The following is a 21959-nucleotide window of genomic DNA, read 5'->3' as shown; positions in this document are numbered from 1 at the left end:
CCCCCGGCTGAAATTCAGTACATAGTCAGACATCATACAAGTAACCGAGTGATGAAAGAAAGTGTTTTCTACCCCGCCCGGCTCGTGTCGCCCGGCGGGGTGAAGGGGTCCATCCCGCGCTAGTTAATTGAGTATCTGATAGCGGTTCTTGTGCGCTGCCACCTGGTTTTCCGGCAGGTTGAACGAAAACTTCATATCACCACCGTGACGCACCAGTTTGACCATCAGGTAGTTTTTGCCCGCCTGCAGCGGCAGGCGGATGGTGTCCTCGTCGATCACCAGCGGCCGCTCGCCATCGTGGCGGTATACGCTTTCACCGTTCACGAACACCTCAATCGAACCCGTAGAGCCCACCGTTGCCTTGGCCAGACGCTCGTCGGGACTGGTAAGCTCGGCAAATTCGTAGATTACTGTCTCTTCAGGAACGCTGGGGTTCAGGCTGAGCAAATCCACCGCATCGGAAGCATTCGCCAGCACCCGGTGCCAGCGGTACTTATGTCCGCCCGAGACAATCGTATTGGTTACCTTCGGTCGAGCTGCGGCTTCGCCACCGCTTTCAGCCAGGTAATCGAAATCCAGCGCAGATGCGGTGTCCTCGACCGGGAACGCATCCAGCTCCAGCCAGCCCATAAAATACTGCCCCGATAGTGGCTCAATCGACAGGCGCACGTTCGCAGGCGCCTCTATTGCACGCCCCATATCCAGGTCGCGCAGACTCACCTTGACCCGCGCATGGGCATCGGACCAGTTATCGATGTGGTCTTGATAGCGGTCGAGCACGTGATCCAGCGAATAGCTGTGATTTTCCCTCAGCCATAGACTTTCGTAACGGTCGTGCAACTGGCGCCAGCCGCCGGACACCTCGCTCAGCAAATCGAGAGAGGCGAGCAGGTGTCGCCGCGCCAGAACCGGGTCGCGGAACTGGTTGCGCGACGCCAGGCTGTAATTGGCCGCTGCATCCAGCGCATTGAGACGTGTCTTCGCCAGGGTCGCGAAAAGCGCGGCGGAAAACTCGTATACCTCGGCATCTTCGTTGTAGATCGGCAGATCCGCCGCAGCCATCAGTACCTGCGCCCGCTCGGCCCGCTCGAGTACTTCGGCCCAACCTTCCGCATCGATACGCCCGGTTTCACCACGGGACGGGATGGCGTTCCGCCACAGAATGCGATCCTTGAAGCCCCGGGTGGGTTTGAGGCCGTCGAGCTCGAACAGCACATCCAGTGCGGCCGTGAATGTACTATCTTTCGCGCCATAGACACCGGCGAGCAGGCGGCGCTCGAAACCCTCTTTATCAATGGTTTCCGTGTTTTGCCAGCTCTGGTCCGCGGCATAGGCGAGTCCGTACCAATCGTGATTGAACAGCGCCATGCCGCCGTCGTCCCACACGGTGGTCCAGGCTCCAAGCACTCCGGTCTCCACGGCAGCACCAATAAAATTACGCAGGTTCTGTCGCGCCTCGTCGAAATTGGGAATGATGCGGTAGCTATTCAGGATCCCGGCCGTAGCAATGACGTCGTAGCCCGCCTCCGCGAGAGGCTTGATCATACCGACGAAATCACCGGTGGCACTGTAATCCCAAGGCATCATGATGGTGTCCTTGGGAATGCGGTGCGCGATTTCCGGGTGTTTGGCCACAATATCCGCCCACAGCATCATGCGCACACCGTGACGGCCGGTCTGCTTGTGGAGCCAGTTGATATGGTCGGCGTAAACCTCTCCGATACCCCGGCTGTCCACAGCGACCTTGGAGTAACCCTGCCCGAGGTCGAAAGTCTCGTCGCTGTTGATACAGAAATAAGGTGCATCAAAAGCAGGGATAATCTCATCGAGCATGTCCGTCAGGAATGCGCGACTCTCCGGCAACACCGGCGAGATCATACGATCCTTTTCCCCTAGCGCGCGCACCGCAGGGTGCGCGAGAGATTTCTCGAAGTGGCCAAAAGACTGGTAATTACCCACCAGCATGATATGACGGTCACGCGCATAGGCCGCAAGGGCCTGCCACTCGGGTATCGAGATCGAACCCGTCGCGGGCGCGACTTCCGGGTGACTCCCGGTCTGAATGATGTGTTCCGAGTAATAAGACAGGCGGTTGAATTTTAGCTCCGATAGCCGGTCGATCTGGTGTCGGATATAGTCGACCGAAGGCACCGGTCCACGACTGATATCGTCGAGCACGCCGCGGAATTTCAGGTCCGGCCAGTCCCGGATCGACTGCACCGGAATCGCCCCAGAAGCGGCATGTGCGCGCAACAACTGTCGCAAGCTCTGCACCCCGTAGAAAATCCCCGCCTCCGTTGCGGCCCGCACCGAAATACGGCGCTTTTCCACTCGCAGGCGATAGGATTCATCGTTGGCATCGCCGCCGCTGGAGAGTTCGAGGTGCACACTGGCACCCGCCTCGGCATCATCAGCCACCACCCTGGCGCCCGCGCGGGCCAGCTCCTGCCGAAGTTGGTCGAGTTCCAGCGTAAAATCGACCGAACCATTCTCAACAGTTAGCGCGATCGGTTCGCCCGCGATCGCGAATCCGCCCCTGCCAAAGCTGACCTCCTGTGGCGCCGGCACGATAACGGTTTCCGCCGCGAGTACCGGGACGGCCCCCATGCAGGCCAGCATTGACAGGCAGCCAAAGGCCAATGCGCGAACGTTATTGTTATTTTTCATGATCACCTCTGTATTTTCTATCCGCCAATCTGCGCCAGGCCGATACCCAGGAGGATAAGCCCCCCCACCAGCAGCCAGGCAAGCGCGAACCCCACCACGTCGATGCGGTAGCGTTTGAACGTGAATTTCCTCGGCAATGACAACAGGTCCACCAGCAGCAAGCTGTACCCGCGCTCCAGCATGGGCCCTTTGGCGGGATCCGCCTGCTTGATATTGTCACCCTCGAGCATGATGTCCACGCCCGCCGCTTTCAGCTTGTCCTCTTCTCCCACCGGCGTTTTGAGCAGTGCATAGAATTGATCCAGCTGGCGCTCATTCTCCGGCCTGGTGATCAGGCTGGCGATTATAAATGTAACAATACCCGCCGGCAGATACAGCGCAATCTGGTATTCAATATCCCAGTCCAGACCAAAACTCGTAATGTCACTGGTGACGAGTACGCAGGCTATCATGACGATAACACTGGTAAAGACGCCGTAGCGGTTTGCCCGGCGCCATACCAGCGCCATCCAGAAAGCCACGCCGAAAAACGCGGTAAATTTCCACAACAGCAATACACCCTGAATCACGGTGTCCAGCCAGTAGGCATAAGCAACGCCGCCGACGACCACCACCAGCGACCCCAACCGGGCCACGCGCAAATAGTGCTGTTCACTGGCATTGGGCTTGAAATACTTGGCATAGAAGTTACGCGTAAACAGCGCCGACCCGCCCACCATAAAGCTGTCGCAGCTGGACATGACCGCTGCCGCCATAGAGGCCAGCATCAGGCCGATCAGGCCCGCCGGCAGCAGGTGATTAACCGCCATGCCAAACGCTTCCTCGCGGTGCTCATTACCCAGCTCAGGAAACAGGAACGCCGCGAACACCCCCACAAAGGCCCACCCGAGTGTCATCAGCCGTTTGACGAAGTTGCCGTAGGTCCAGCCCATGCGACAGGAAAATTCGTCCTTCCCCGCACCGCCTACCGCCATGTGGTGGGGCTGCACCACGATACTGACCAGGCCATTGATAATGACCATCACGATAAAGAAGAGGGTGATCCCCTCCGGGGCAATAAAGCTGAACATATAGTCAGGCAGGCCGCTGTGAATTTCCGAGATACCGCCGGCGGCGTTCAACGCAAAGGGAATCAGCAAAAAAGACAGAACTAGGATAAACAGCCCCTGAATGAAATCGGTGATCACAGCAGCCACCAAGCCGCCGATCATGCTGTAGGTGACGAACAACACCGTCATAATGATCACCGCGTAATCGCTCGGAACCTGACCGCCGGTAACCACATCTACGGTTGTAGCGGTCCCCTTCAGCATCAAGCCACAGTTGGTGGTGAAATACAGCAGCCCCATAGCCGCATACCAAGCACCGAGCGTCTTGCCGTAGCGCTTTTCGAAAAAGTCGCCGGTTGTGACGTAACGCAGACGCCGATAGACCGGCGACAGCAGCCAGTAGAACGGCGTACTGAACATCCACATCCACTGATACCAGATACCAGCCAGCCCGTACTGGTAACAGGCGCCAGCCACGGCTACTGGCTGATCGGTGTGGGTGCCGGTTCCCATCGCGTGACCGACCATCAAGAATTTATTGAAGCGGCGCCCACCCATAAAGTAGTCGCCGGTATTCTTGATCGAGGAATAGGTTGAAACACCAATCCAAGTAAGACCGGCAAAATAGGCAAAAATTACCGCAAGGTCGAGATAAGACAGGCCAAACATACCGCGCCCCCTAGGCTTCACTGCCAAATACGAAGGGCACCGACCAGCGCTCCTTCAAGCGGAAGGCGGCGAGCTTCGGTTCACGCGTGCGGGTGAACACGCCCTTCAGATTCAGAATCACGCGGCGATGATTTTGCGCGGTGCGAAAATCCGCGAAGTTCCACACATGCGTACCGATGGCATTGGGATGGTTTTCAATAACATCGCAATAGGTTTCCAGGAAGCGGGCCTGATACTCCTCGGTAAACAACTGGTCGGTTGTACTGTGGGCGCCGGCGATGGTATCTGCACCGAACTCCAGCACCAGGATCGGCTTGTCGTGCTCTGCAGCAATATCATCGAGCTCCTTCTGCAGGCGCACTGCGGCACGGTCGAGCTGGCCCGGCATGTCATACCAGCCGTAATAACGATTGATAGAGACAATATCGACGTAATGAAAGGAGGGATCGTTGGTGCTGATGCGGCCGACGTTTGCCACCGTAACCGGGCGGCTTGCATCCAGCTCCCGGGTGTAGTCGCAGAGATTTTTCCAGTAGTGGTGGCTCGCCTCTCCTTGGTACTCCTCTTCACCGAGATAGCCGGGCTCGTTCGCCACCGACCACATAATCACGCTGGGATGGTTCTTGTCGCGCGCTATCTGCCGCTCCAGTGTGCGGCGGTGATTGCGCAAGGTTTCCTCGTCAGCGATACGGAAATCGAGATTTACCGATGCCAGCTCGGAAATGACCAGCACACCTTTGCGGTCCGCGTAATCCAGGATTTCTTCGGCGTAGGGGTAGTGGGAGGTGCGGAAAGAGTTGGCACCGATCCAATGCATCAGCCCAAAGTCTTTCACCATTAACGGCAGATTGAGGCCCCGACCGTGAACCGGGAAATCCTCGTGCTTGCCGAAACCGCGCAGAAATACTTTCTCACCATTCAGATATAGGCGACGACCGCGCACCGTAATCTCCCGCACACCGGCGTGCAGTGCATAACTATCTACGGTCGTGCCATCCACTTCGAGCTCAAGGCTCACATCGTAAAGGTAAGGGTCCCGCAGCGACCAGAAGCGGCAGTCCTCAATACGAAACTGGGCTACGGCATTGCCTTCGACAATCGGCAGGGTCTCTACCTGACCATCAGATACAGCAACCTTCAATTGCCCCCCATCAGGAGCGTTTACCTGTGCGCGCACGGTAAGCAATCCAATGCTGCCGTCGATATGCGTATCCAGGGTCACATCGGCGATATGAACCCGCGGAATCGCGCACAGCAGCACCGGCCGCTGAATACCGCCATAGGGAAAGAAATCCGGTCGCGTTGCCGGAAATTGCTCGTCGCGAATACGCTGCTCGCGGATGTAGTCATCGATCGCCACTCCGGGCGTAATCGACTGATAGCGCTGCTCATTATTGACCCAGATCACGATCCTGGCCTTTTCGCCAGGAGTGATATAGCCATCCAGCGCACCGTCGTATGGCAGGCACAGCAGATCATTCTCGGCAATCAATTGGCCATTAACCCAGAGCTTGCTTTCAAAATCCGCCGAGCCGACCCGCAGGAAGACCTGCTTGCCATCAAAGTGATGGGGGATGTGGACCTCGCGCTGGTACCAGGCGCCGCCCACGTAGTTCATCAGGTCAAATTCCTGCAGCTGCTCGTTCCAGCTCCCCGGGACTGCGCACTCGTGGGTGGACTCAAAGCCGTCACCCCATCCATCCTTCAGGCCGAGCCCTTCCGGATCGGGGCGGAAATCCCACACCCCCGAACAATCGACAATATCCCTGTGGGCATTTGATTTGGGAAACAGCACAGCACCCCCTAATTCTTCAGTGACTTTATTCTTATTTATCGGCTCGCAGCATCGCCTGCGGTGCGGATTTTAACGGCCAAACAAACCGCTTGTAGGATGACATACAAGGAAACCGCACGCGACGGAATATATCTTGTCAGATATATGATGACAAGATAAGCTGAATTGAACTTATCGATGGCGCGCCAGGCGCTACCCGCTGGACGCCCACTGTTTACGGCGTATGGAAGGGATAAAAAGAGGCCAATAACCGATGCATAAAAATGTAACTCCCTGGTCAAAACATATTCTGATGACCTGTACCGCGCTTGGATTCAGCCTGCAGGTTGCCGCGACACCCCAATCCTCAGTGACGATTCCGGATCCTGCCAAAGTGGTCCAGACAGTGGCGGACCGCCTGATTGCCGACACCACCTTTGCCCTGAAGCCCGCACTACCAAGGGCGCTCGATGAGGGTTATAGCTACATCGACTTTTATGACTCGCTGGCAGAATCCAGCGGGGGAATCTATTTTGCTCGCGCCCAGGTTCACGTGAACACCAGCGAACCGTCCCATGTGCTCCCGCACGATGCGCTGTCAACCGCCCGCTTCGGCATCTCCCATTCCGCGGGAACCGTGCGTGTCCTTCTCGATGGCGAAGTCATTTACCAGCGCACCACTGAGAGCGACCACAAGCCTCGCGGCACAGATTACGACCGTTACAATGCCAAGAGCTATGTGAAAGTCGACCTGCCACCCGGCAGCGAACATGAACTCATCGTTAAAATGAAGCCCGCCGGGAGCGAAGCGCGGGTGTGGCTGGGCTTCTTTGGCGCGAGCGGCGCCTCGCTGGGCCACAGGGTCTCCCTGAACCCACCCGGACTGGAAGAGGCACCCGAATACCTACACTATCTGGTCGCCGGCCCCGTTGATGGCGAGCAGCACAAATTTGCCGATCGCCACCCGTTTGAAGCGGATACCATCGACTACACCCGCCCCCAGATCGGCGCAACGGGTGAACAACTACTCTGGGACCTGCCGCGAGTACACCTGCACCGCAAGCACAGCGACAAACTTGAGTTTGCAGACTGGCGCTATTTCTCCGGCACCATTCTCGACTCCCTATATACAGTGAGCGACACCTTCGACAGCCTCGACTATGGCGACTACATCAACCGCCATATGAACTTCTTTCTGCAAAACCGGGACTCGGTCGCCCGCGAACGGGATGCCCACGGCCTGCTGCACAGCCCATTTGGGCACTATTTCCGCTACGCACTGCTCGATGACACCGGAGTCACTTCACTGCCCTTCGCCGAGCGCTATATCCGCACCTACGGTGCCGGCAGCGGCAAAGGACTCGACAGCACTGATTTCCGCATTGCCAAGCGCGCCGCCGAGCACATCGTGAACGATATCCCCCGGCTCGACGACGGCACCATCGGTCGCGTAAATCCGGTGCCATTGACCATCTGGGCCGACGACATGTACATGGGTGCGGGCATTTTGATGCGCATGGCGCAAGCGGAGGGCAACACCGCGTACCGGGACGAAGCCATCAAGCAGATCTTGCGCATCGACAACCACCTCCGCGACAAGGAAACCGGCGTATACTGGCACGGTTTTTTTGGCGACAATCAGCAACATTCCTCTAGTAAATGGGGGCGCGCCAATGGCTGGACCATCATGGCCAAGACCGATGCACTGCTGGCCCTGGATGATGAACATCCCTCACGTCCGGCACTGCTCGACGCCTACCGCAAACAGGCGGCCGGCCTGCTGAAGCTGCAAAGTGCGGAGGGTCGCTGGCACCAGGTACTCGACAACCCCACCACTTATCTGGAAACTTCCGCCAGCAGCATGTTTGTCCGCGCCTTTGCCGAGGGCATTCGAAACGGCTGGCTGGAGCGGGATATCTACCTGGACGCGACAATCAAGGGCTGGAAGGCAGTATCCGCCCAGGTCGACGCGAACGGCCGGGTCCAGGGCATCGTCAAGGGAACACCCATCCTGTTTAATGACGAGCAATACAACCAACAGCCTATCCGGCTGAATGACCCGCGCGGGCTCGGCGCATTCCTTTATATGGCGAGCTCGGTGGAGAAACTACTAGAAGCCGAGAAACCGGCTTTACATGCGCGACTGAAACGCTAAATACGGCGATCTCCGCGAATGCAATAAACGGCAGATTTTTCGATATGGCCCATGAAATGATCAAACCCCTGAACAAGCGCAAGTCCCTGACGGCGGAGTTAATTGAACAACTTCGCTCGCAGATCCTGAGCGGCAAATTAGCCCCCGGAGACCGTCTGCCCACCGAACAGACACTGGTGACCAGTGCGGACGTCAGCCGCACCGTGGTAAGGGAAGCGGTGGCCGCCCTTAAAGCTGATGGTCTGGTGATTACGCGCCAGGGGGTTGGCGCCTTCGTTGCGGAGAATGCCGGGAAGGACACTTTCCGGATACGTCCCGGTGAACTGGCGACGCTCGAGGAAATCATCAATGTGCTTGAGCTCCGCATGGCCGTGGAGATCGAAATGGCCGGTGCCGCTGCCGAGCGCCGCAACCAGAGTGATATCGACGCCATGCACACCGCCCTGAAAGCGATTGACGACTGTATCGCAAGTGATGTAGATGCATCCGCGGCGGATTTTGAGCTACACAACGCCATTGCCGCTGCGGCCAATAACCCACAATTCGTGCGCTTCCTCAGCTTCCTGGGAACTCACCTGATCCCGCCTCACGACCTGCTAATGAAGTACGATCTCGATCAGGCGGGAACCAGCGAGAGCGACCGTCAGGCCAGCCTTCTCCAAGAAACGCAGCAAGAACACAAGGACCTGGTGAGGGCGATCGAAGCACGCGATCCACAGGCTGCGCGGGAGGCATCCCGTCGCCACCTGGCGAACAGCATCAATCGCCATCGCAAAGCTTTCCACATGCGCCAGGAACTGGCCGCATCCTGAACCTCCTCCGGCTCCACTCACCCCCGCTCCGGGGGTGCGGTCCGGGCCGCCCCCATCAATTTTCACGAATTTCCACTGGTAGTCCCCGCGAATCCCAATTTTTCAAGACCGCACTTGTCACATGTCTGACATCGCAGTAACTTGGGAGCAATTCAAATAATAATGAGGGGATCGCCGTGAGTAACGAAAATCTAACTACAACCAACGAGGGAGTGGCAACCGCCGGCCACATGCTCGCCAAAAACTCCCTGTGGAAAAAGATCGCTCTGTTCCTGTCCACCATCGGCCCGGGCCTGTTCCTGGTGGGCTACAACATCGGTACCGGCAGTATCACAACCATGGCATCGGCAGGCGCCTCCCATGGCATGATCCTGTCATGGGCGGTGCTGCTGTCCTGTATTTTCACCTACTTCCTGATTGTCTATTTCGGACGCTACACGCTGCTTACCGGCGAGAGTGCACTGCAGGCATTTCGCAAGCATTTCGGGCGCAAGGTGGCGCTGTTTGTGCTGTCGGTACTGGTATTCACGGAAATGGTATCCAGTATCGGCGTCATGGCCATTGTTACCGATGTGGTCAACGAGTGGTCCAAACCCCTCACCGCCGATGGCGAGGGTATCAGCACCATTTTGCTCGCGATCCTGTTTGGCGGCATGCTGGTATTCCTGCTCATCAACAACCGCTACGGTTTTATCGAAAAACTGCTGGCACTGTTCGTTGCCCTGATGGGCATATCGTTTCTGATGACCGCGACCATGGTCATCCCGGACGCCTCGGTGGTGATTGCCGGGCTGGTGCCCAGCATTCCCGACACCGCTAATGCGGGCTTGATCGTCGCCGGCATGATCGGTACCACCATGGGCGGGGTACTCTATGTTGCCCGCTCCATCACGGTAAAAGAAAAGCAGTGGAAAGCATCCGACCTCAAGCTGGAAAAGCGCGATGCCTTCATTTCTTCTTTCCTGATGTTTTTCCTCAGTCTCTCCATCATGGCAGCGGCCGCAGGCACCCTGCACCCGCAGGGACTGCATGTGGAAAATGCCATCGACATGATTCAGCTGCTGGAGCCACTGGCAGGCCGTTTCGCAATTTCCATTTTCGTCGTGGGTATCGTCTGTGCGGGCCTTTCCTCACTGTTTCCGCACTACATGCTGGTACCACTGCTGCTGGCAGACTATCGCAACAAGCCGATGGACCTTTCCTCTAAAACCAACAAAACCATCATCATTTTTTACGCAGCGCTGGGCCTGGTCGTACCCATTTTCGGTGGCCGGCCGGTACTGGTGATGATTATCACCCAGGTATTTGCACTCTTGATCACCCCGATCATCCTGATCCTGATGACGATACTGCAGAACCGCAAGTCGGTGATGGGCGATCAAACGGTATCCCCGATTTCCACCTTGATGCTTGTGGCCATGACCCTGTTCACCATTTTTATGGCCGTGGTCGGTGTCATCGGCATTATCGAAGCGATTTAAATAATTAGGATTTAGTTATGTACCATGACCGCATTGTCTGCGCCTACCTGTACAGTATTACCAAGTACGGCTACCCACCGAAGGCGGAGCTGACGGAAACTTACCTCGAAGAAATGCACTCCCTTGGCTTTTCCTCTGTGGAACTGGAAGGGATCCGAGAAGAGCACCTGATGACGGTTTACGAATATCGTCATCGGATTGCCGACAAAATCAGGGAGCTGAACCTCTCTGTCCCTTATTTCTGCGTGGTATTGCCCGGCCTGTCTTCACTCGATGAGCGCGAACGGGAAAAGCAACTGGCCCTGTTCGAGCGGGGCTGTGAAATTGCGCAGCTCTTCGGCGCCAAAGGCGTGCTGGATAATGCCCCCCTGCCCCCTTACCAGTTTCCAGCAGATATTCCGGTGGTGCGGCACTACAATGAAGAAGTCCTGGCGTCGGCGTTTCTGCCACAGAAGGTGCGCTGGGAAAATTTCTGGGCGACGCTGGTCGAAACCTACGGGCACGCATGCGATATCGCGGCGAAATACGGCCTGACTTTCCATATGCATCCGGCGGAAGGGTTACTCGCCTCCAGTACCGATGCCTACCTGCACTTCCACGACGCAGTCAAACGCGACAACTTGCGCTTCACTTTGGATACCGCCAATCAGTTTGTCATCCGCGACAATCTGGCGCTGTCGATGATGCGACTCAAGGATCACGTGGACTACATCCACATCTCCGACAACGGCGGCAAAAAAGTGGAACATCTGGCGATCGGTGATGGCCGTATCCGCTGGGACATTTTCTTCGACACACTGAATCGGGTGGGCTTCGAAGGCCACCTGGGACTGGATATCGGCGGCGATGAATCTGCCGTGCCCGATCTCGACCAGGCGTATAAATTCGCCGCGGAGTGGCTGCAGAGGGAATACCTGGACGGTTAACACGCCAGTGCCGGTGCCCATCACAATGGGCACCGGCTATTGAGCAAACGGCGCAGTGAGACGATTAGCTCGGGGGGCAAATCTCGCTCAGCATCTTCACAAGCTCCGCGGTCACCAGGGTAAAAATTTTCTCACCCTTCTCCGCCGTGGCGTAACTCGGCGCACCGTACACGCCGGTACCGGCGGTCAGCTCTGACATGGAGCGCTGGTGCGCACCACGGCTGCCGGTCAGCAGATCGGCATCCGCCCAGGCGTAAGTGGATTGCAGCGGGGTATCTTTAATCGTACCGGTATCAATCAATTCCGGCGCGACATGCATAATCATCGAGGTTTCAAATTCGCAGGCATGTCCCACACCACCGAATTCACTTTCCTGCAGCGCCCTCAGTGCATCTGGAGCCAACTTCCACCAAGTGAGCATAAAGAAATCCACTTCCGGGTGACGGTGCCCCAACTTTTCAATGATGACCTGACCAATGGCGAGATTACCGCCGTGACTGTTGAACAGCACGATATTGGTAAAGCCGTGTGCAACCACTGACTGCAAGACATCACATACATAGGCCAGCATGGTCTCGTGAGTGACCGTCAGACTACCCGGGAAACTCATATGATGCTCACTGCAGCAGACCGCCACTTGCGGCAGTATAAGCACCTGGTCACCGAGCGCTTGGTCCGCCAGCTCGAGAAAGTGACGACCAATCAATGCATCGGTCACCAGTGGCAGGTGTGGCCCGTGTTGCTCGATGGCACCTACATTCAGGATGACGGGAGTACTGCGATCAAATTCATCCAGCGCGGGGCTGGTCAGGTTCTCCCACTTCATCGTTTTGCCGCCCACATTTCAAGTTCCACCAGAAGTCCCGGCAACAGTCCAGCCTGAATGGCAGTGCGTGCCGGATAGGGTTCACGCATATAATCCACATAAATTTCGTTAAAGCGGCCCCAGTCAGAGAGATCCGGCAGGTAGACATTCACCTTGAACACATCACTCAGGTCACAGCCACCATTGGCGAGCTGTCGCGCACAGTTTTCCAGGGTGTAGCGCACCTGCTCTTCGAAGGATTCACCAACGATATTGCCCGCCATATCGATGGCACACTGGCCGGAGATGACCACCAGTTCTTCGGCGCGCACGTTCAGCACCGGCGAATAGGGACCCGCGGTTACATGCTGCTGCGCGGGCGGAGCCGTGATTGACGCGGCACCATCTTTCCCCATGACTGACGGTAGAAAACCGACGAAAGAGGCAATTTTCCAGCAGCCGTCGACCTTGCGCATTACATAGAGTGTCTGCCAGTCGAGAAGGTCCTTGCTGCCATCCTTTTTCGGCACCGCGCCTTTAATTTCTTTGTGTGCGATAGCGTGACCGCCATTGACATCGATACTCTTCAGGCGCGAGGCCGCGTAAAGCGGCTCACGTACAGTCTCCCGTTCGGACTCCGCGGCCGAAGCCTGCGCCGACTGCAACCACACGTCGCGATAGGAAGCGAGGTCTGGAAAAGTCATGACCCAGTGATCCGGATTGTCTTTATTCTGGCCATCGATACCAAAAAAGCCCTCTTCGACAAAGTCGTGTTTTATCGCATCCCAGTCTGCGGCAAGGAAGGCCTCAAGATCCCGACGAACAAGGATCTCCCAGATTTCGCCGCGATCCGCGTCACCTGTAAACGGGTTATCAAATACACTCATTCGCTATCTCTCACTCTACCGTCGTCGTCGATACGCGATGTTCAGCGATCGCCTCTTCATCCAGCTCGATACCGAGACCGGGCCCCTCATCGGGTACAAACGCATAGGGCGGATCAAAGCGAATAGGGGATTTAAGCAGACAGTGAGACCGCAGCATGCGCCCAAAGATATCCCCCGGCCACACGCAGCTTTTTGCAGCGATGGATTGGTGCAAATACATGGACTCAAGGATACCCAAGTCAGCCTCCGAACCGTGCCAGCAATTTTTGCGCGCGGCGGAAGCAATCGCATCCAGCTGGCGGAACTTTGCCAGTCCCGCATTAAAGTTGAAACCGTCCACCGCATTATGCTCGATTACACTGATGGCATCGTGCACCCTTTGCCCCTGGTATACGTAGGGCAAGGAAACGTGTTGCACGATCGGGATGGTGGTGAAATTGCGCAGTTCGGCGTAGTCGCGCAGCATCCATTTACAGATCGGGTCCTCCAGCAGCAGCACGTTGCCAACCGCCTCCAACCCCCTCAGGCGACGGCGCGCCTCACCGGAATTTTCCCAGCGTTGGTTCGGATCAAAAATCACTTTCATGCCCGGGGCGTGGTGCTTGATCTGTTCGCACCAGCCAACCACGTCGTCCTCCAGGTCGCACTTGAACTTGATGCAATCGTAGCCCTGTTCCGCGTAATTCTTTGCCACCAGGCCAGCTTCCTCGACCGTGCGATGGCTGGACCAGGCGCCCACATACACCCGGTCGCGCACAACGCCGCCAAGCAACATGTACAGCGGCACACCGAGCGACTTGGCGTAAGCATCCCAGATGGCGCATTCAAAACCATCGTATTCGCGACAAAGTGGGATCGGCAGATCCTGCAGGCAAATGGTGCGGATATCCCGTCCCAGCAGGCTTTCCGCCACCTCACTAACCAATGTCCAGTTGTGGTCACGGTAGAATTCACCGTACCCCACGGTGCCGTCAGAAAGTTCCAGCTTGAGAATTAGCTTAGGCAGTTCGTCGAACTGCATGCTCCACTCACGCTTGCCGCCAACCGGCAGCATATGCAGCGGCTTGCGCATCCCCGCGGAATCGATTACACCCGGCTTGGCCGGAACCACCACTTCGTCAAAATGAAATCGTTTTATTGTTATCTTTTTAGTCATGCTTTACCTACCTGATTCCGGGCAACCAGCGAATCTTCGCCGGGCCAGCGCCCGATCGCACACCGAGGTACCGCTTGCTGCCGCCCAATAATCCACGGCGCAGCACCTAGTTTGCACTACTGAAGAACACATGCATCCGGCACTGTGCAACATCGATACATTCGGGATAAAAGTACAACCTTGCCGGGCACCGGAAACGTGAGATGAATCTTGCTTATTCTTACTCTTGCATTGTCGCGCACCACCAAGGGAAAGATGCGCGAGATCATTCAATCCATGCTATCCATGGCCCTATTCCATGTCCAGATTTATCGCCTCTAAAATGGGGATTTTCTCGGGTAATTGCCGATCAATCTTCAGCCTGATAGAAACATCTACTACTCAATTACCATGTAACACCACGCATTCCAAAACTTGTCGTCATCCGGAATAACAACAACCAGGTGATTCACTCACACCCGTCAATTCCCCCCCAGGCTTGCCATAATCAGGTGACGCTGATAATTTTCTACGCAGGGATGTGCAGTGATAATAACAAGCCGTTCAGAGCAACCCGCCCCTTGTTTTCACCTCGCCATCGGCGGCATTCAACATTAAGAATATTTAACAGTTAGAATAATTTTCTAATTCTGAATGTCATTTTTGCTCAAACGCTACCAACGTGCCAATGAGCGCTGCCCGATTACTGAGCCAGGACGTCCAATTGCGGAATACCTGCGCACCCCGACTGATTATCGCGACCGCCACCAGCGAAAACCGTCGCAAAATTTTGGATGCGTCTACTAAAAAGAGAAAAAACCATGACCCGTTCCAGCAAATATTCATCCCATTCGATCCACGGCCTCGGCGCGATTGCCGGTGCACTGCTGCTCGCCGGCTGCGGCCACGAAGCTTCCACAACCGCCAACGAAACGAAGAGCGCGATCGCCACGTTTTCCGCGAGCAACCCTTCGCAATTTGCTCGCCACGATGCCCGGGTCACCTGGCCCCTGTCCGAGCTCGGCCTGACTCCAGAAAAAGCCAAAAATCTGGTGGCGAGATCCGGAGATGCGCTGCTGAGCGGACAGCTCATCGACAGTAACGGAGACGCCACTGCGGACAGCTTTTCGGCCGTCATCAACCTTGACATACTGGAAACGCGAAAAATTGAACTGCTCGACGATGCGAGCCTGGCCTCAGAGATTGAAGAGCACGCACCACGTACGCGCGCGGAGATTTCGATAAAAGAGGGTGGACAGTGGAATGGTAAGCGCTACGAAGGTGGCGAGTTTGTCAATGTGGAAACAGTAACGCTGCCCGCGCAGTACACCGACCACAGCGAGTGGATTCGCTACGAGGGCCCGGGGATTGAATCCGATCGCGTGGCCTACCGCATTTATCTCGACTGGCGTAATGGGTTCGATATTTTCGGCAAGAAACAACCGGGGTTAAAACTGCGAGATATCGGCCTCGACGGCTACGATAGCTATCACGAAATGTCCGATTGGGGCGCCGACATTCTGAAAGTAGGCGATAGTCTCGGAATGGGCGGGTTCGGCTTCTGGGATGGCGAACAGGTAATCCGTGTCGAGCAAACCGATGGCCGCGGAGCAACCGTTAACAGCAGCGGGCAGATCCTGTCCTCTCTAGCCATTGACTACAGTGGCTGGGCCCTACCCGACCTCAAGACCGACCTGGATGCAAACCTTTCCATGAGCGCAGGCAGCCCGCTGGTGCACGTGACGCTATATACCAGTGAAACGCTACCGAATATGGCAATCGGCCTCGGTAAGCACGACGCCGCGGAGTTAATAACCGGCGACCTTGGTGACGATAGCGGCTGGGCTTTCCTCGCCACTTTTGGCCAGCAGACCTTGTTCGACGACGAGCTCGGCAAATTCATTCTCTATCGCAAGAGCGATGCGCGACAGCTGGTCGAAGATCCACACAACCACGCGATCGTCATGAAGGATACCGACGGCGGACTCGAATATTTCTTTGGCGCAGTGTGGTCCGGCGAAGCGCAGGGCATCAGCGACCGCGGCACCTTTGAAAAATTCCTTGCGCAAGAAATCGAGAAGCTTGCGCAGCCGGTTGTACTGGTGCGCAACACCGAAAATTAACCCGAGTCGCGGGCAGTGCCCGCTTTACCCCGCCCAATAACGAATATATAACCCGAAGAACCTTGTGATGACTGTAGAATTTGAAGTTCGCCATGCCGTCCACCCCCAGGACTACACCACCTATACCAATAAACGCCTACGCGAAAATTTTCACGTCGGCAGCCTGTTTGTCGCAGACCAACTGAAGCTCGTCTACACACAGATCGACCGCTTTATCGTCGGCGGTGCCATGCCGCTTAACGGCGATATCGCCCTGGAAACCATCGACCCGCTCAAAGCACCCTATTTTCTCGAGCGCCGCGAACTCGGCGTCATCAATGTGGGCGGGCCCGGCCGGGTAACGGTCGACGGTGAGACCTACGAGCTGGACTACAAAGACGCACTTTATGTGGGAGCCGGAAACCGGGAAGTGACGTTTGCCAGCGACGACATCAACCGGCCTGCGAAGTTTTATCTCAATTCCGCCGGCGCCCACAAAGCCTGCCCAACCAAAAAACTGTCGCTCGCAGACGCGGTCAAGGTCGAACTTGGAGCCATGGAAACCTCCAACCACCGGGTCATCAACAAACTGATGGTCAACCAGGTGGTGGAAACCTGCCAATTGCAGATGGGCATGACCGAGCTCAAGCCCGGTAGCGTCTGGAACACCATGCCGGCACACACTCACAGCCGTCGCATGGAAACCTACTTTTATTTCGAGGTGCCCGAGGACCAGGCGGTTTGCCACTACATGGGCCCACGGGAGGAGACCCGACACCTGTGGATGGCCAACGAGCAGGCTGTTATTTCTCCAACCTGGTCGATCCACTCCGGCGCGGGCACCTCGAACTACACATTTATCTGGGGAATGGCCGGCGAAAACATGGATTACGACGATATGGACAAGATTTTTCCGGCAGACCTGGCCAGTGGGGAACCCGCATGATGGACCTATCAGCGTTCGACCTGAGCGGCAAAGTCGCGCTGGTAACCGGGGCCACCCACGGACTCGGCATGGCGATGGCAAAAGGACTGGGGCGCGCGGGCGCAATCCTGGTCATCAGCGGCCATTCCAGCGATGAGAAAATCGCGCACGCGGTCGAAGCCTACCGCGCGGAAGATATCGAGGCGTACGGCTATCGCTTTAACGTCACCGACGAGGCGGCGGTAGAGGCCGCCGTTACCAGGATCGAGGCAGAGGTCGGCCCCATCGACATCTTGGTAAATAATGCCGGCATCATCAAACGAATCCCACTGCTCGAGATGGACGTAAGCGAGTGGGAGGAAGTGATCAATACCGACCTGACCGGCGTCTTTATCATGAGCAAGGCGGTGGTACCGGGGATGATCCAGCGCGGTGGCGGCAAGGTCATCAATATCTGCTCGATGATGTCGGAACTCGGTCGCAACAGTGTTGGCGCCTACGCAGCCGCCAAGGGCGGACTGAAGATGCTGACCCGCAACATGGCCACCGAATGGGCGCGTCATAACGTACAGGTAAACGGCATAGGTCCGGGCTATTTTGCCACCAGCCAGACAGAACCCATTCGCGTCGATGGCCACCCATTCAACGAGTTCATCATCAACCGCACGCCGGCAGGTAAATGGGGTGACCCCGACGACCTACAGGGCACTGCGGTGTTTCTAGCTTCGAACGCCAGCAATTTTGTAACCGGGCAGGTGGTCTATGTTGACGGCGGCATCCTGGCCACCATCGGCAAGCCCCTCGGCGAAAGTTGATGTACGCGGCCGCCGGCGCTCTGCGCAGCGGCCGCCTGGATAAAGTCGCTAAAAAAGCACATGACGGGATTGAGGGGGAGATACCAGTAATGCAGGTCACCGGGCTGGATTGGACAATAATCGCCATAACACTGGGCACCATTCTGCTTGTGGGCAGCCTGGTTGCACGGCGCGCATCCAAGGACAGCGCATCCTATTTTCTCGGCGGGCGACGCATGCCCTGGTGGCTGCTCGGTACCAGTATGGTCGCCACCACTTTCGCCGCCGACACCCCCAATCTGGTCAGCGACCTGGTGCGCTCAGGGGGCGTTTCCGCAAACTGGAGCTGGTGGTGCTTCCTGCTGACCGGCATGCTGACGGCTTTCGTGTACGCCAAGTTGTGGCGTCGCCTGGGTGTGACCACCGACAATGAGTTCTACGAGCGCCGCTACACCGGCAGGCCCGCGGCCTTCCTGCGCGGCTTCCGCGCCATTTACCTGGGGGTATTTTTCAATGTCCTGATCATGGGCAGCGTGACCCTCGCGGCGATCAAGTTTGGCGCCGTGCTTTTCGACTTACCACCGGAAGTGGTGGTGCTGGTCGCCGGCGGAATTACCGTTATCTTTTCTGTAGCGGGTGGCCTGCTGGGTGTACTGATTACCGACCTGATTTTGTTTGTCATCGCCATGACCGGTGCGATATTCGCGGCCTACTTTGCTCTGGAACACCCGGCGGTTGGCGGCCTCCATGCGCTTACCCAGCACGCTGATGTCATTCCGAAGATGGCCATGCTGCCGGATTTCTCCGATATGGATGCGCTGGTCACGCTGCTGATCGTGCCCCTTGCGGTACAGTGGTGGGCGAGCTGGTATCCTGGTGCCGAGCCCGGCGGTGGCGGTTTTGTTGCCCAGCGCATGCTTGCTGCCAGAAATGAGCGTCACGCTGTCGCGGCGACGGTATTTTTCAATTTTGCCCACTATGCCCTGCGCCCGTGGCCGTGGATTTTGGTGGCGCTGGCATCGCTCATTGTATTCCCCGATCTCGCCAGCCTGCAGCAGGCGCTGCCGAATGTGGACCCGGCAATCGTCAGAAACGATCTCGCCTACCCGGCAATGCTGACCTTCCTGCCGGCGGGTATTCTCGGCCTGGTGCTGGCGTCGATTGTCGCCGCCTACGTATCCACAATATCCACCAGCCTCAATTGGGGTGCTTCCTATCTGGTAAACGATGTCTTTGTCCGGTTTGTGGCCCCAGACGCATCGCAGCGCGCCCAGGTCATGGCCGGGCGGGTCATAACCGTACTACTAATGGTGCTCGCGGCGCTGCTGGCACTGCAGCTGGAAAGCGCGACCCAGGGCTTCAACCTGCTGCTGTCGGTAGGTGCCGGCACCGGCCTGCTGTTCCTGTTGCGCTGGTTCTGGCACCGCATCAATGCATGGTCCGAGATCTCGGCCATGGCCATATCCTTTAGCGTTAGCTGTGCACTGGCCTTCACTGAACTGGGCCTCGCGCAGTGGCAGGTATTCGCTCTGTCGGTGGCGATTACCACGGTGGGCTGGGTAGGCGTAACACTGCTGACACCGAAAACCGATGCGGCCACCCTGGCGGAGTTTGACCGCGTCAATCGCGAATACCTTGCCGGCGAGAGTGTGCGCACAGGGATAACCGCCATGCTGTGGGCGGTGCTCGCCGTCTACTCGCTGCTGTTCGGTACGGGTCATGCGCTGTACGGCAATACAGACTACGCCCTGGGCTTTGCGCTGGCTGCGCTCATCGGTACCTGGAAAACCGTGCGCAATATCCTCGCGATCAGCGAAACCGACGCAGCAGGCGGCGCACTTACGGCGTCGACATCGGCACCGCTCGGGACGGCATAGCCCCAGTGGGCGCTGTTGTAGCACCGCTCGAAGGAATAACTGGCCTTACCATAATCGTCATGGCGGGTTGCGGTATTTACCGGAAATACGGCGGGGTGATTCAAATGAACATACGTGCCGGCCTTATTTTGGAAGAGCCCGCGGAAATTTAAAGAGAAAGGGCCTTACCACAAGCATTGACCGGCAAGGCCAATTTTTGGCAACATGACGACAACCAGTGCCGGTCTCGATTCCGAGCCGGCTCTGCGGTTTTCTCCATCGCCTGGCGCATCGGGCGCATGAGGCTGGCTTGGGCCCGAGCACCCGTCTTTCGCGCATGCCGCCGGCTTCCGCCACAGCCATTCGCTGGGCGGCGAGCCGGGCTTTTTCTGTGCGTGCGCTCGTGACGATGACAGGAATACACAACAATAAACCCGGCCGACCGGAACCCGTCGGCGCGGCTAATGGCAACCCCAAATACTGGAAGTATCCAACATGACACGCCCTCTGATCCTGCACCCCGACCGTCTGTTTCCGGCCGATAAAGTGAGCCGGGATATCGCCCGCAAGCTTTACGAGAGCGTAAAAGACCTGCCGATCATCAGCCCGCACGGGCACACCGACCCGTCCTGGTTTGCCGAGAACCGGCCCTTCGGCAACCCGGCAGACCTGCTGATTCGCCCGGACCACTACGTATTCCGCATGCTCTATTCCCAGGGCATCCCGTTGGAAAGTCTGGGCATTCGCACCCAGGACGGTACTCCGGTAGAGCAGGATCCACGCAAGATCTGGCAACTGCTTGCCGACAATTACCACCTGTTCCGCGGCACCCCGTCGCGCACCTGGCTGGATACGGTATTCCACGATGTGTTCGAGCTGGACGTGCAGCTGAGCTCAGAGACCGCGGATCTCTATTACGAGCGTATCGACAGCTACCTGCGCCAGCCGGAGTTTCTGCCGCGCGCACTGTTCGAGCGTTTCAATATCGAGGTGATCGCGACCACCGAATCCCCGCTGGATGACTTGCGTCACCACCAGAAGATTCTGGACAGTGGCTGGAAAGGCCGCGTGATTACGGCCTTCCGCCCGGACCCGGTACTGGATCCGGACTTCGAGGGCTTTACCGATAACCTGGCGCAGCTGGCGGAAATCACCGGTGAAGATACTTCCACCTGGTCCGGTTACCTAGCGGCGCTGCGCAACCGTCGCGAGTTCTTCAAGCAGATGGGCGCGACGTCGACCGACCACGGTCACCCCACCGCCACGACGGCCAACCTGTCCCCGGCGGAAGCGGAAGCGCTGTTCCTGAAGGTGAGCACGGGTAACGGCAGCGCGGAAGATGCGGAGCTGTTCCGCGGTCAGATGCTGACCGAGATGGCGCGCATGAGTATTGAAGACGGCCTGGTGATGCAGATTCACCCGGGCTCTTTCCGTAACCACAACAAGGTGGTATTCGAGCGCTTCGGTCGCGACAAGGGTTGCGATATTCCTTCGCAGACGGATTACGTACACGCGCTGCAGCCGCTGCTGGAAGCGGTGGGCAACGAGCCGAACCTGAGCATTATTCTGTTCACGCTGGATGAGACCAGCTACAGCCGCGAACTGGCACCGCTGGCCGGTCACTACCCGGCACTGAAGCTGGGTCCGTCCTGGTGGTTCCACGACAGTCCGGAAGGCATGCGTCGCTTCCGCGAGCAGGTGACCGAGACTGCCGGTTTCTACAATACCGTCGGCTTCAATGACGATACCCGCGCATTCCTGTCCATCCCCGCCCGTCACGATGTGGCGCGTCGTATGGACTGCGTATGGCTGGCACAGCTGGTCTCCGACCATCGCCTGCAGGAAGACGAAGCCTTCGAACTGGCCGAAGATCTCGCCTACAACCTGGCGAAAAAAGCGTACAAGCTCTAATAGGTAGAAGA

At 57.3% G+C, this 21959-nt stretch carries 15 protein-coding genes; 9 read left to right on the top strand and 6 right to left on the bottom strand.

The window, feature by feature from the left end:
* Positions 1-123: 123 nt before the first annotated feature.
* The 3 genes from LC059_RS15140 to uidA are packed head-to-tail and all read right to left on the bottom strand — an operon-like array spanning position 124 to position 6180.
* A complete protein-coding gene (locus LC059_RS15140; RefSeq protein ID WP_226704707.1) occupies positions 124-2667 on the bottom strand; it encodes a beta-N-acetylhexosaminidase in 2544 nt (847 codons plus the stop codon).
* A gap of 17 nt (positions 2668-2684) precedes the next feature.
* Positions 2685-4385, bottom strand: coding sequence for a sodium:solute symporter family protein (locus tag LC059_RS15135; RefSeq protein WP_226704706.1), 1701 nt, complete (start codon positions 4383-4385; stop codon positions 2685-2687).
* 10 nt (positions 4386-4395) lie between these two features.
* Entirely contained in the window at positions 4396-6180 is a 1785-nt protein-coding gene (gene uidA / locus LC059_RS15130) for a beta-glucuronidase (protein WP_226704705.1), read from the bottom strand.
* Between the two features lie 253 nt (positions 6181-6433).
* On the opposite strand from uidA, the gene LC059_RS15125 reads away from it, so the two are divergent.
* From LC059_RS15125 to LC059_RS15110, 4 genes are all read left to right on the top strand, one after another.
* Entirely contained in the window at positions 6434-8314 is a 1881-nt protein-coding gene (locus tag LC059_RS15125; RefSeq protein WP_226704704.1) for a glycoside hydrolase family 105 protein, read from the top strand.
* 44 nt (positions 8315-8358) lie between these two features.
* Complete coding sequence (locus tag LC059_RS15120) at positions 8359-9126, top strand: FadR/GntR family transcriptional regulator (protein ID WP_226704703.1); 768 nt, start codon at positions 8359-8361, stop codon at positions 9124-9126.
* 176 nt (positions 9127-9302) lie between these two features.
* Positions 9303-10607 carry an Nramp family divalent metal transporter gene (locus tag LC059_RS15115; protein ID WP_226704702.1) on the top strand — a complete coding sequence of 435 codons (1305 nt, stop codon included), beginning with the start codon at positions 9303-9305 and terminating at the stop codon, positions 10605-10607.
* Between the two features lie 17 nt (positions 10608-10624).
* The gene (locus tag LC059_RS15110; RefSeq protein ID WP_226704701.1) at positions 10625-11533 is read left to right on the top strand and encodes a sugar phosphate isomerase/epimerase family protein; all 909 of its coding nucleotides are present in this window, start codon (positions 10625-10627) and stop codon (positions 11531-11533) included.
* 64 nt (positions 11534-11597) lie between these two features.
* On the opposite strand, the gene LC059_RS15105 is transcribed toward LC059_RS15110, so the two are convergent.
* From LC059_RS15105 to LC059_RS15095, 3 genes are read right to left on the bottom strand one after another with little or no spacing between them, the layout of a single operon-like run.
* Positions 11598-12359, bottom strand: a complete 762-nt coding sequence (locus LC059_RS15105; RefSeq protein ID WP_226704700.1) for a creatininase family protein — start codon at positions 12357-12359, stop codon at positions 11598-11600.
* A complete protein-coding gene (locus tag LC059_RS15100) occupies positions 12356-13225 on the bottom strand; it encodes a RidA family protein (RefSeq protein ID WP_226704699.1) in 870 nt (289 codons plus the stop codon). Before LC059_RS15100 ends, LC059_RS15105 begins: the two co-directional genes overlap by 4 nt.
* Before the next feature lie 10 nt (positions 13226-13235).
* Complete coding sequence (locus LC059_RS15095; RefSeq protein WP_226704698.1) at positions 13236-14381, bottom strand: mandelate racemase/muconate lactonizing enzyme family protein; 1146 nt, start codon at positions 14379-14381, stop codon at positions 13236-13238.
* An 800-nt stretch (positions 14382-15181) separates the two neighbouring features.
* On the opposite strand from LC059_RS15095, the gene LC059_RS15090 reads away from it, so the two are divergent.
* The 5 genes from LC059_RS15090 to uxaC all read left to right on the top strand — a co-directional run bounded on the left by LC059_RS15090 (position 15182) and on the right by uxaC (position 21948).
* Positions 15182-16483: a DUF4861 family protein gene (locus LC059_RS15090; RefSeq protein WP_226704697.1), complete on the top strand. Its 1302-nt coding sequence runs from the start codon at positions 15182-15184 to the stop codon at positions 16481-16483.
* Positions 16484-16550: 67 nt separating this feature from the next.
* Positions 16551-17408, top strand: coding sequence for a 5-dehydro-4-deoxy-D-glucuronate isomerase (gene kduI, locus LC059_RS15085; protein ID WP_226704696.1), 858 nt, complete (start codon positions 16551-16553; stop codon positions 17406-17408).
* Positions 17408-18202, top strand: a complete 795-nt coding sequence (locus tag LC059_RS15080; RefSeq protein WP_226704805.1) for a gluconate 5-dehydrogenase — start codon at positions 17408-17410, stop codon at positions 18200-18202. The genes kduI and LC059_RS15080 overlap by 1 nt, the downstream gene beginning before the upstream one ends.
* Positions 18202-20058, top strand: coding sequence for a sodium:solute symporter family protein (locus tag LC059_RS15075; RefSeq protein ID WP_226704695.1), 1857 nt, complete (start codon positions 18202-18204; stop codon positions 20056-20058). Before LC059_RS15080 ends, LC059_RS15075 begins: the two co-directional genes overlap by 1 nt.
* Positions 20059-20532: 474 nt before the next feature.
* Complete coding sequence (uxaC, locus tag LC059_RS15070) at positions 20533-21948, top strand: glucuronate isomerase (protein WP_226704694.1); 1416 nt, start codon at positions 20533-20535, stop codon at positions 21946-21948.
* The last annotated feature ends 11 nt before the right edge of the window (positions 21949-21959 follow it).

It is taken from the genome of Microbulbifer elongatus, assembly GCF_020524885.1.
Classification (GTDB): domain Bacteria; phylum Pseudomonadota; class Gammaproteobacteria; order Pseudomonadales; family Cellvibrionaceae; genus Microbulbifer; species Microbulbifer elongatus_A.
The sequence above is the reverse complement of the archived record's forward strand: the minus strand, read 5'-3'. Positions and strand labels throughout refer to the sequence as shown.

Bases quoted from the DNA above. Each gene is read 5' to 3' on its own strand.
- uxaC (WP_226704694.1), top strand. From the start codon at position 20,533: ATGACACGCCCTCTGATCCTGCACCCCGACCGTCTGTTTCCGGCCGAT.
- LC059_RS15125 (WP_226704704.1), top strand. From the start codon at position 6,434: ATGCATAAAAATGTAACTCCCTGGTCAAAACATATTCTGATGACCTGT.
- LC059_RS15105 (WP_226704700.1), bottom strand. From the start codon at position 12,359: ATGAAGTGGGAGAACCTGACCAGCCCCGCGCTGGATGAATTTGATCGC.
- LC059_RS15140 (WP_226704707.1), bottom strand. From the start codon at position 2,667: ATGAAAAATAACAATAACGTTCGCGCATTGGCCTTTGGCTGCCTGTCA.
- LC059_RS15095 (WP_226704698.1), bottom strand. From the start codon at position 14,381: ATGACTAAAAAGATAACAATAAAACGATTTCATTTTGACGAAGTGGTG.
- LC059_RS15110 (WP_226704701.1), top strand. From the start codon at position 10,625: ATGTACCATGACCGCATTGTCTGCGCCTACCTGTACAGTATTACCAAG.
- LC059_RS15120 (WP_226704703.1), top strand. From the start codon at position 8,359: ATGGCCCATGAAATGATCAAACCCCTGAACAAGCGCAAGTCCCTGACG.
- LC059_RS15100 (WP_226704699.1), bottom strand. From the start codon at position 13,225: ATGAGTGTATTTGATAACCCGTTTACAGGTGACGCGGATCGCGGCGAA.
- LC059_RS15090 (WP_226704697.1), top strand. From the start codon at position 15,182: ATGACCCGTTCCAGCAAATATTCATCCCATTCGATCCACGGCCTCGGC.
- LC059_RS15080 (WP_226704805.1), top strand. From the start codon at position 17,408: ATGGACCTATCAGCGTTCGACCTGAGCGGCAAAGTCGCGCTGGTAACC.
- LC059_RS15135 (WP_226704706.1), bottom strand. From the start codon at position 4,385: ATGTTTGGCCTGTCTTATCTCGACCTTGCGGTAATTTTTGCCTATTTT.
- LC059_RS15075 (WP_226704695.1), top strand. From the start codon at position 18,202: ATGTACGCGGCCGCCGGCGCTCTGCGCAGCGGCCGCCTGGATAAAGTC.
- kduI (WP_226704696.1), top strand. From the start codon at position 16,551: ATGACTGTAGAATTTGAAGTTCGCCATGCCGTCCACCCCCAGGACTAC.